The organism is Corallococcus llansteffanensis (assembly GCF_003612055.1).
GTDB classification, from domain to species: Bacteria; Myxococcota; Myxococcia; order Myxococcales; family Myxococcaceae; genus Corallococcus; species Corallococcus llansteffanensis.
The window spans coordinates 1-7,168 of the sequence record NZ_RAWB01000514.1; the positions used below are offsets into that span (position 1 = coordinate 1).

7 protein-coding genes are annotated in these 7,168 nt (G+C 67.8%); 4 read left to right on the forward strand and 3 right to left on the reverse strand.

The features are described 5' to 3' along the window. Window positions 1–114 precede the first annotated feature (114 nt). The 3 genes from D7V93_RS33660 to D7V93_RS33670 all read left to right on the forward strand — a co-directional run bounded on the left by D7V93_RS33660 (window position 115) and on the right by D7V93_RS33670 (window position 2,460). Window positions 115–1,338: a deoxyhypusine synthase family protein gene (locus D7V93_RS33660; RefSeq protein WP_120647276.1), complete on the forward strand. Its 1,224-nt coding sequence runs from the start codon at window positions 115–117 to the stop codon at window positions 1,336–1,338. 33 nt (window positions 1,339–1,371) lie between these two features. Further along, on the forward strand, window positions 1,372–1,809 hold the full coding sequence (locus D7V93_RS33665; RefSeq protein WP_120647277.1) for an OsmC family protein: 438 nt from the start codon (window positions 1,372–1,374) through the stop codon (window positions 1,807–1,809). 126 nt (window positions 1,810–1,935) lie between these two features. After that, the gene (locus D7V93_RS33670) at window positions 1,936–2,460 is read left to right on the forward strand and encodes a hypothetical protein (protein ID WP_120647278.1); all 525 of its coding nucleotides are present in this window, start codon (window positions 1,936–1,938) and stop codon (window positions 2,458–2,460) included. Window positions 2,461–2,480: 20 nt separating this feature from the next. Here the strand turns inward: D7V93_RS33670 and speA are convergent, their stop codons facing one another. Beyond that, window positions 2,481–4,490, reverse strand: coding sequence for a biosynthetic arginine decarboxylase (gene speA, locus D7V93_RS33675; protein WP_120647279.1), 2,010 nt, complete (start codon window positions 4,488–4,490; stop codon window positions 2,481–2,483). 234 nt (window positions 4,491–4,724) lie between these two features. On the opposite strand from speA, the gene clpX reads away from it, so the two are divergent. Continuing rightward, window positions 4,725–5,798, forward strand: coding sequence for an ATP-dependent Clp protease ATP-binding subunit ClpX (clpX, locus tag D7V93_RS33680; RefSeq protein WP_120647280.1), 1,074 nt, complete (start codon window positions 4,725–4,727; stop codon window positions 5,796–5,798). Here clpX and D7V93_RS33685 read toward each other — a convergent pair. Continuing rightward, window positions 5,788–6,552, reverse strand: a complete 765-nt coding sequence (locus D7V93_RS33685; RefSeq protein WP_120647281.1) for a CvpA family protein — start codon at window positions 6,550–6,552, stop codon at window positions 5,788–5,790. The genes clpX and D7V93_RS33685 overlap by 11 nt on opposite strands. Window positions 6,553–6,580: 28 nt before the next feature. After that, a partial coding sequence (locus tag D7V93_RS33690) for a DnaJ domain-containing protein (RefSeq protein WP_244237668.1) occupies window positions 6,581–7,168 on the reverse strand: 588 nt, incomplete at its 5' end.

The window sequence follows — 7,168 nt, forward strand, 5'->3', positions numbered from 1 at the left end:
GTGTGAATCAGCACGGCAGGCGGATTGTTCCTGTCTTCTTCCGGCCTTCCGGGGAGGGAGGGGGCTGAAGGCGGGCCTCCCCTTGTCCGGCCGGCGGTGTTAGATCGCCGCGCCATGGCCAAGACCCCGACCCCGAAGAAGTCCTCTCTTCGCGCCGCCTACGCGAACGCGCGCAAGGCGGATCCCCGCCCCATCACCGGCAAGGAGAAGCCGGCGGAGCTGCTCGCGCACGCGTTCAGCGCCTACGTGGGCCGGCAGGAGCGCACCGCGTTCGAACTGATGCAGCAGTCGGTGCAGCAGGACGCGTCCATCTTCCTGACGCTGTCGGGCGCGATGACGCCCGCGGGCCTGCACCAGTCCTGCCTCATCCCGCTGGTGGAGAAGGGCATCATCTCCGCCATCACCACCACGGGCGCCAACCTCTACCACGACGCCCACCGCATCATCGGCCACGGCATCCGCGAGGTGAACCCCAACGCGGGCGACCTCCAGTACCGCCTGGCGCGCATCATCCGCATCTACGACCTGGGCTTCTGGGAGGAGGCGCTGCTCGACACCGACCGCCTCTTCTCCGCCATCCTCCGGCAGCCCCAGTTCCAGAAGAAGATGACCACGCCGGAGTTCCACTACCTGCTCGGCAAGGCCATCCACGGCATCGAGAAGGAGCTGGGCGTCAAGCAGCCGTCGCTCCTGTCCACCTGCTACAAGCACGGCGTCCCCATCTGGGTGGGCGCGGTGCAGGACGGCTCCATCTTCCTCAACGTCGTGAAGCTCAAGCGCCTGCTGGGCGCCGAGTTCAAGTTCGAGCTCGACATCAACGACGACGTCTTCTCCATGGCCGCGATGCAGCACTACTGCCGCCACAACGGCAGCGGGAAGCTGGCCATCTGGATCCTGGGCGGCGGCGTGCCCAAGAACTACACGCTCCAGGGCGAGCCCCTGCTGGATCAGATCCTCAACGTCCCCACGTCGGGCTTCGACATCGACGTGCAGTTCTGCGTGGACCCGGTGGACAACGGCGCGCTGTCCAGCTGCCCGGCCGGTGAGGGCCACACCTGGGGCAAGGTGTCCGTGGAGGCCGTGGAGACGGGCTCCATGTACGTGCACTGCGACGTGACGGCGGTGTTCCCCTGGCTGACGCACGCGCTGTTCAGCGAGCCCAAGAACAAGCGCAAGCCGATGCGGCTGATGGACAAGATGGACGACGCCGTGAAGTTCCTCGACGCGGACGTGAAGAAGCGCAGCAAGTCGCTGATGAAGACGCTGGACTGGAGCGTCGAGGAGGCCGAGCCCTCCACGAAGAAGGACGCGAAGGCCCACGACAGCTTCGTGCGTTAGACAGAAGTCCCTCAAGAGTCACAAGGAGGCGTGATGAGTCAGCAGCCCGCGGTGCCCGCTCCGGGCGTGGTGATGTCCCTGGTCAGTGCCCCCCAGTTGAAGACGCAGGTGACCCACGGCCCTTCAGGCGCGGCGTTGCCCACGGAGGCGCCGAAGGACAACGGCGGCACCGGTGGCAGCTTCTCCCCCACGGACCTGATGGGCGCGGCGCTCGCCTCGTGTGTGGTGACGACCATGCACCTGACGGCCAACCGCGAGGGCTTCACGCTGGGCGAGGTGCGCGCCACGGTGGAGAAGCGGATGACCCCACCGCCGCGCCGCATCGCGGAGCTGGTGCTGTCCATCCTCCTGCCGTCGGGCCTCACCCCGCCCCAGCGCCAGCTGCTGGAGCGCATTGCCCACGAGTGTCCGGTGGCGCGCAGCCTCCACCCGGACGTGAAGGTGACGGCGTCGTTCGGCTATCCGGATTGACGTCCGGGTAGCAGGGGCTCGGCAGGCTGCCTGCCTTCCGAGCCCCGGTAACGGCCTGCGGCAACGCGCCTGCGTGCCCACCCTGGCTGGAGCACGTTGAAGCGCGCTCCGGGGAGGGCATGCGGGATGAATCTGAAACGACTGGGCATCTACCTGAACGACCACCTCATGGGCTCCACGGTGGGCGTGGACCTGGCGCGCAGGACGGAGCGTGAGAACCGCAGCAACCCGGTGGGGCAGTACCTGGGCACGCTCGTGCCGCTCCTGGAGCAGGACCGCGCCACGCTGCTGGCGGTGATGGCCGCCCTGGACGTGAAGCCGGATCCGCTGAAGGTGGGCGGCGCGTGGCTGACGGAGAAGCTGTCGCGGCTGAAGCTCAATGGCTCCTGGCTGCGCTACTCCCCCTTGAGCCGACTGGTGGAGCTGGAGGGGCTGTGCGTCGGCTCCCATGGCCGGGTGTCCATGTGGAGGAGCCTGGAGCGGGTGGCGGCGAAGGATCCGCGGCTTCAGCGGTTCGACTTCGGCTTCCTGGCGGAGCGCGCCGAGGGGCAGCTCCTGACGCTCCAGAACCTGCGGCTGCGCGCGACGGACACCGCGTTCGCGGACACGTCCGTCGAGACCGGCGAGGCGCCGGTCCCGACGGAGGCTTGAGCCGTCAGGGCCTCAGGACATCAGGTCCCGGAGGGTGACACCGGAGGGCGCGCGGCGCCGTTCTCCGGCCCGGGCAGCAGGCGCAGCTGGCTGGCGGAGGTGAACGTCGCGTCCACCTCGCGCTCCAGGTACGTGTAGCCCGACAGGCCGTCCTCGTAGACGCGCAGCAGGTTGCGCGACTCGTCCAGGGTGATGCGCCCCTGGCGCAGCGCCAGCTCCGTGAACTTGCGCAGCTTCGCGACGAGGTCGTCCTTGTTGTAGCTCACGTAGTTGAGCACTTCCGTCACGGTGTCGCCCGCGACGACGTGGTCGATGAGGTAGCCGCCGCCCGGCGCCAGCGACACCTGCACCGTGTGCGTGTCCCCGAAGAGGTTGTGCAGGTCGCCCAAGATCTCCTGGTACGCGCCGACGAGGAAGATGCCCAGGTAGTAGTCGTCGCTGTTGAGCGCGTGCAGCTCCAGCGCGTCCTTCACCTCGCGCTTGTCGATGAAGTGCTCGATCTTCCCGTCCGAGTCGCAGGTGATGTCCGCCAGCGTCGCGCGCCGGGTCGGCTTCTCCGCCAGCCGGTGGATGGGCATCATCGGGAAGAGCTGATCAATGGCCCACGAGTCCGGCAGCGACTGGAACACGGAGAAGTTGCAGAAGTAGGTGTCGGACAGCTGCTTCTCCAGCACCTCCAGCTCCTCCGGAATCTCCCCGGACTCGCGCGCCACGCGCAAAATCTTGTGGCAGATGGCCCAGTAGAGGTTCTCCGCCGCCACGCGCTGCTCCAGCGACAGGTGGCCCAGGGAGAACAGCTGGAGGCTCTCCTCCTTGGCGTCCTGCGCGTCGTGGAAGGCCTCGATGACGTTCTTGTTCGTCACCTCGCGGAAGGTGGACCAGAGGTTGCGCACCACGGAGGGCGCCTTGTCGTCCACCTTGTCGGGCGTCTGGGACGGGTCGAACTCGCTCGTGCCCAGCACGTCCACCACCAGGATGGCGTGGTGCGCGACGACGGCGCGGCCGGACTCGGAGACGAGCGTGGGATGGGGCACGCCCGCGCGGTCACACGCCTCCATCACGCCGAAGACGACGTCGTTGGCGTACTCCTCCGTCGTGTAGTTCATGGAGGAGGCGAAGTTCGTCTGGGAGCCGTCGTAGTCCACGCCCAGGCCGCCGCCCACGTCCAGGTACTTCAGCGGGGCGCCCTGGCGGCACACCTCCACGTAGAAGCAGCCCACCTCGCGCAGCGCGTTCTTCACGTTGCGGATGTTGGAGATCTGGCTGCCCAGGTGGAAGTGCAGGAGCTCGAAGGAGGCCAGGAGGCCCGCGTCCTTCATGAAGCTGATGCAGGACATGAGCTCCGACGAGGAGAGGCCGAACTTGGAGCGGTCGCCGCCGCTCGCCTCCCACTTGCCGGCGCCGCGCGTGGACAGCTTCACGCGCATGCCCAGCCGGGGCGTGATGCCGGTGCGGCGCGCGACCTCCGCGATGAGGGGCAGCTCGCTGGGCTTCTCCACCACGAGGATGACGTTGCGGCCCAGGCGCGAATAGAAGAGGGCCGTCTCGATGTACTCCTCGTCCTTGTAGCCGTTGCAGATGACGAGCGCGTCCTCGTTGTCCAGCAGCGCCATCACCGCGAGCAGCTCCGGCTTGCTGCCGGCCTCCAGCCCGTAGGTGAACTCCTTGCCCGCCTCGATGATGGTCTCCACCACGTAGCGGTGCTGGTTCACCTTGATGGGGTACACGCCCCGGTACAGGCCCTTGTAGCCCTGGTCCGCGATGGCCTTCTTGAACGCGTTGTTCAGGTGGACGACGCGGTGGCGCAGCACGTCCGTGAAGCGCAGCAGCAGCGGCAGCCCGATGCCCCGGCGGCGGACCTCGTCCACCAGCTCCTTGAGGTCCATGCTCGGAGCGGCGGGGCCGTCCGGATGGACGCACACGTGGCCCTTTTCGTTGATGCCGAAGTAGGGCGAGCCCCAGTTCCGGATTCCGTAGAGCTCATGGGCATCGGCCAGGGTCCAGCGGTGCTGAGGGGCGGTAGCGGGCATCGTTGTTTCGTTGCCTCCGGTGAGACGTGCGGCGGATGGAAGCTCCCATGAACAAGGGAGGGGGGCCGGACTATCGGAAACGTCCCGGGCATTCAATAGCCGCTTGTTCGTGAAGCAGGCAGGCGAGCAGGGGCCTCATTCCGGTACTGGCCCTGGTGGGCTGCTCAGCATCCAATTCCTACCCTTCCTCCTGTGGAAGCCCAGGGAGGCCGAGTGGAGAGAAGGGGAGGGTACATGGAGTCGTCCGCACGCAGGGAAGAAGCACCTTTGACCCCGCGGGAGATCTTCGAGCGGTTGGATCGCTTCGTCATCGGACAGGACGCGGCGAAGCGGGCGGTGGCCATCGCCGCGCACAACCACCTCAAGCGCATCCAGGCACGGCGGATGCGGCGTCAGTCACTCATCAAGAAGTCGAACATCCTGCTCATCGGCCCCACGGGCAGCGGCAAGACGCACATCGCGCGCAACCTGGCGGACATCCTCCACGTGCCCTTCACCACCGTCGACGCCACCGAGTACACGGAGGCCGGCTACTACGGGAAGGACGTGGAGGTGATGGTGTCCGACCTGCTCTTCAAGGCGAACCACTCGGTGGAGGACACCCAGCGGGGGATCATCTTCATCGACGAGGTGGACAAGATCGCCCGTCGCACGCAGGGCGCGCGCAACGGCGCCGGCAGCCGCGACATCGGCGGTGAGGGCGTGCAGCAGTCGCTCCTGAAGCTGCTGGAGGGGCGCGAGGTGCACGTGCCCATGAACGTCACCCAGGCGTGGAACAAGAGCGACTTCGTGCAGGTGGACACGCGCGACATCCTCTTCATCTGCGCGGGCACGTTCAGCGACCTGCACGACTTCGGCGACGACAGCGCCCGGATGATGGGCTTCGGCGCGGACGCGGCGGGCGCGAAGAAGAAGGAGAAGCGCATCTCCACCCGTCAGCTGGTGGACTTCGGGATGATGGCGGAGTTCCTGGGCCGCATGCCGGTGATGGTGCAGCTGGAGCGGCTGGGTGAACCGGAGCTCCTGCGCGTGCTCACGGAGCCGCCCGACGCCATCACCCGCGAGTTCAAGGAGCTGCTGTCGCTGGACGACATCGAGCTGGAGTTCCCGGAGAGCGGCCTGCGCGAGGTGGTGCGCTACTCCGTGGCGCGCGGGCTGGGAGCGCGCGGGCTGCGCTCCATCCTGGAGCACGTGATGTCGGACGTGATGTTCGAGGCGCCCGAGCGGCGGCACCGGCAGGTGGCGGTGGACGCGGAGTTCGTGAAGGCGCGGCTGTCCAGCCTGGACGACGTCGAGCTCAACGCTTGACGGGTGCGGGCCGTTCCGCGGCCTTCGCGGCGGCGCCCAACCGCGCCGCCGCCTGCGGATCCTGGATGAGCTGGAGCACCACGTCGTTGCGCAGGAGCGCCCGGGTGTCACCGCGCTCCAGCGCGTCCTTGAGGTCCTGGTGCTGGAGCGCGAGCTGGAAGCGCGGATCCTTGCGCAGGGCCTTGTAGGCCGGGTCGTCCTGGAGCTTGCGCACCTTCGCGGGATCCTGGGCGGCCTGGGCCACGTGGACCAGGTCCTCCAGGGGCGCGAACTGGGTGAGCTCGAAGAGGTTGTAGCGGCGCGACAGGTCGAAGGCGACGGAGCCCATGGGGGACACGCCCACGCGCTTGCCGGCGACGATGACGTGCTGCTCCAGGAACGTGAGCGCGCTCAGGCAGACCCAGAAGAGCGCGGCCATCTTCCCGCCGCCGAGCACGAAGCCCAGGCCGCGGTCCACGCCGCGCTCGTCCGGGTTCTTTCCGGACAGGAAGCGCAGGAGCAGCGCGCCCAGGGCGTAGCGCACGGTGAGCCACGTCACGACGAAGAGGAGCACCGTTCCAGCGAGGGTGCCGACCAGCAGCGGCGCGCCCAGGGCGACGGCGAGCTTGGGGCCGACGACGGGCGCGAGCTTTCGGGAGACGAAGTAGCCCACCGCGAGGCCGGCGGTGTTGGCCACCTGCCGAGCCGCGCCGGAGAGGGCGCCGAGGATGCCGAAGAAGAGCACCAGGCCCAGGAGGATGAGGTCGATGACCATGGAAGGGACTCCCGGTGCCTGAGCGCGCTCAGCGGATCTTGAACGACGAATCGCCCTTGGACTTCTCCGCGGTCTGCTTCTGGGCTTCCGCGAGGGTTTCCTTGTAGCGGGCGTTGGAGGGCTCGTAGGTGAGCGCCATCTTGAGGTTGCGCTCCGCGGCGGATGGATTGCCGGCGTCCAGGTCCTTCTGGGCCTGCGCGTAGAACTGGCGGCCCTTGGGGTGGGTGCCGATCTGCTCCTCCTGCTCCTTCTTCACCGCGGCCTTCGTCTCCGCCTCGGAGGCGTCGGTGAAGCGCAGCTTCTGCGCGCGGTCCGGGCCGGCGATGTCCGCGAGGTACTTCTTGCGCTTGGTGTCGTCGCGCAGGACGTAATAGGCCTCGGTGACGCGCTTGTAGAGCTCGTGCACCTGCTCCTTCAGCGCCTTGGACTCCAGTTGGAAGAAGCGGTCCGGGTGGTAGATGCGGCTCTCCCGGTAGAAGGCCTTCTTGATGTCGGCGGGCACGGCGGAGCGCTCCAGGGAGAGCAGCTCGAAGTAGTCCGTCTGATCCAGCTTCGCGCAGCGCAGCTCCAACTCGGTGAGCTGCTGCAGCGTGAGGGCCGGGCCCTCGGACGCGGC